Genomic DNA, 2,757 nt, shown 5'->3' with positions numbered 1-2,757 from the left:
GGACCCTTGGCTAGAGCCGCCCCAACATCAGTTTCATCCTGAAAGGGGCATTATGAGCGAGACCGCCGAGCGCGTTAAGAAGATCGTCGTCGAGCATCTTGGCGTGGAGAACGAGAAGGTTACCGAAGAGGCGAGCTTCATCGACGACCTCGGCGCGGACAGCCTCGATATCGTCGAGCTCGTCATGGCGTTCGAGGAAGAATTCGGCGTCGAGATTCCCGACGATGCGGCTGAGAAGATCGGCACCGTTAAGGATGCGATCGACTATATCGAAGCCAACAAGGCCTGAGCTTCGAGCTGATCCGCCTTACGGCACGGATCGAGCCGCTTTACGACAACGGCTCCTCGTCCTAGGGCGGGGAGCCGTTTTGCCTTTTTGATGGTTTTCCCAGTCGCTGAGGGAGTTTACGCATGCGCCGCGTCGTCGTCACCGGTCTAGGGCTCGTCACGCCGCTCGGCGCGGATGTCGAGACGAGCTGGCGCAACATCCTCGCCTCGAAAAGCGGCGCCGGCCGCATCACGCGCTTCGATCCGTCGGACCAGGTCTGCCAGATCGCCTGCGAGGTGAAGCCCCCCGAGCATGAATATGGCTTCGACGCCGGGAAAAGGGTCGATCACAAGGTTCAGCGGCAGGTCGATCCGTTCATCGTCTACGGCATTGACGCCGCGGGCCAGGCGATCGAGGATGCGGGCCTTGCCGACATGAGCGAGGCGGACCGTTACCGCGCCGGGGTCTCGATCGGATCGGGGATCGGCGGTCTTCCCGGTATCGAGAAGGAATCGCTCGTCCTTCACGAGAAGGGGCCGAAGCGCGTCAGCCCGCATTTCGTCCACGGCCGCCTGATCAACCTCGTCTCCGGCCAGGTTTCGATCAAGTACGGCCTGATGGGTCCGAACCACGCGGTCGTCACCGCTTGCTCCACCGGCGCCCATTCGATCGGCGATGCGGCCCGGATGATCATGCTCGACGATGCCGACGTGATGCTTGCCGGCGGCGCCGAGAGCGCGCTCTGCCCGCTCGGCATTGCCGGCTTCGCGCAGGCGCGGGCGCTTTCGACTCGGAACGACGAGCCGGAGCGGGCCTCGCGTCCCTATGACAAGGATCGGGACGGCTTCGTGATGGGCGAGGGCGCGGGCGTCGTGGTGCTCGAGGAATATGAGCGGGCCAAGGCGCGCGGCGCCAAGATCTACGCCGAGATTATCGGCTACGGCATGTCCGGCGACGCCTATCACGTGACTGCGCCGCACCCAGAGGGCGCCGGCGGGTACCGCGCCATGGAGGTGGCGATGAAGCGGTCGGGTCTCGACCTAAGCGACATCGACTATATCAACGCGCACGGCACCTCGACGCCGCTCGGGGACGAGCTTGAGCTTGGGGCGGTCCGGAGGCTGTTCGGAAACGCCGTCGGCAAGCTTTCGATGAGCTCCACCAAGTCGGCGATCGGCCATCTGCTGGGCGGCGCGGGCGCCGTCGAGGCAATCTTCTGCATCCTCGCGATGCGGGACCAGATCGTGCCGCCGACGCTCAACCTCGACAATCCGAGCGAAGGCACTGCCGGCGTAGACCTGGTGCCGCACGTGGCGAAGGAGCGTTCCGTCAAGGCGGTGCTGAACAACAGCTTTGGCTTCGGCGGCACCAATGCCAGCCTGGTGATGCGCGCGATCTGATGAACCGATGAAGCGGCTGCTGCTGATCCTCGTCGCGGTCGCGGCGCTCGCCGGCGCAGGGGCTTACTGGATGCTGTGGGCGAGCACCGGGCCCAGGCAGGGGCCGCACACGCTGATCGTCGAGGAGGGCTCGAGCCTCGGCAAGGTCGCCGATCAGCTCGCCGGCATCGGCGCGATCCCCGGCAGCGCCCAGACCTACAGGGCGATGGCGCGGCTGTTCGGGTCGGGCGATCCGATCCAGGCAGGCGAGTTCGAGATCCCCGCCGGCACGAGCGGCGCGGAGGTCCTCGATATCCTGCAGCACGGCCAGCCGGTGCAGCGGCTTGTGACGGTCCCGGAAGGAATGCCTTCCATCCTCGTCTACGAGAAGCTGATGGAGCAGAAGCTTTTGACAGGCTCGATCCCGGTGCCGGAGGAGGGCTCGATCCTCCCTGACAGCTACAGCTTCAAGCGGGGCGAAAGCCGAGCCGCGGTGCTGAAGCGTATGCAGGACGCGATGACCAAGCAGCTCGATGCGCTCTGGGCGAAGAAGGGGCCGAACAGCGTCGTCAACTCGAAGCGGGAGGCGGTGATCCTGGCCTCGGTAGTCGAGAAGGAAACGGGCAAGCCGTCGGAGCGGCCGATGGTCGCCGGAGTCTATTCGAACCGCGTCCGGATCGGGATGAAGCTCGATGCGGATCCCACCGTCATCTATCCGATCACGAAGGGAAAGCCGCTCGGCCGGCGCATCCGGCGCTCTGAGCTGCAGGCGAATAACGGCTACAACACCTATGCGATGGCGGGCCTTCCTGCCGGTCCCATCGCGAATCCCGGTCGCGAGTCGATCGCCGCGGTGCTGAACCCCGCGCAAACCAAAGCGCTCTATTTCGTCGCTGACGGCACCGGCGGGCACATCTTCGCGAACACATTGGCGGAGCACAATGCCAACGTGCAGAAATGGTATGCCCTTCGCCGCCAGCGCGGCGAGATGTGATCAGTCGAGGGCGGGCTCGAGCAGGTCAGTGGGCACGTAGCCGACATGGTGGTCGAGGCGGCGGTAGCCCCAGGCCCAGCCGCCGGTAATGTCCAGCACCGCGAATTCATCGCCTG

The 2,757-nt window shown here is 65.2% G+C and carries 4 protein-coding genes; 3 read left to right on the top strand and 1 reads right to left on the bottom strand.

Going from position 1 to position 2,757, the window contains the following annotated elements:
- Nucleotides 1-52: 52 nt before the first annotated feature.
- From VF662_RS14680 to mltG, 3 genes are all read left to right on the top strand, one after another.
- Nucleotides 53-289: an acyl carrier protein gene (locus tag VF662_RS14680; protein ID WP_464142580.1), complete on the top strand. Its 237-nt coding sequence runs from the start codon at nt 53-55 to the stop codon at nt 287-289.
- A 122-nt stretch (nt 290-411) separates the two neighbouring features.
- Nucleotides 412-1,668: a beta-ketoacyl-ACP synthase II gene (gene fabF, locus VF662_RS14675; RefSeq protein ID WP_464142577.1), complete on the top strand. Its 1,257-nt coding sequence runs from the start codon at nt 412-414 to the stop codon at nt 1,666-1,668.
- 7 nt (nt 1,669-1,675) lie between these two features.
- Nucleotides 1,676-2,641, top strand: coding sequence for an endolytic transglycosylase MltG (gene mltG, locus VF662_RS14670; protein ID WP_464142575.1), 966 nt, complete (start codon nt 1,676-1,678; stop codon nt 2,639-2,641).
- Here the strand turns inward: mltG and VF662_RS14665 are convergent.
- On the bottom strand, nt 2,642-2,757 hold a 116-nt coding region (locus VF662_RS14665), incomplete at its 5' end, for an SH3 domain-containing protein (RefSeq protein WP_464142583.1).

Source organism: Allosphingosinicella sp. (genome assembly GCF_036387215.1).
GTDB lineage: Bacteria > Pseudomonadota > Alphaproteobacteria > Sphingomonadales > Sphingomonadaceae > Allosphingosinicella.
Note: the sequence above shows the minus strand (reverse complement) of the source record. Positions and strands in the feature narration are given on the sequence as shown.

Coding starts and splice junctions, on each gene's coding strand:
- VF662_RS14680 (WP_464142580.1), top strand. CDS start 53: ATGAGCGAGACCGCCGAGCGCGTTAAGAAGATCGTCGTCGAGCATCTT.
- fabF (WP_464142577.1), top strand. CDS start 412: ATGCGCCGCGTCGTCGTCACCGGTCTAGGGCTCGTCACGCCGCTCGGC.
- mltG (WP_464142575.1), top strand. CDS start 1,676: ATGAAGCGGCTGCTGCTGATCCTCGTCGCGGTCGCGGCGCTCGCCGGC.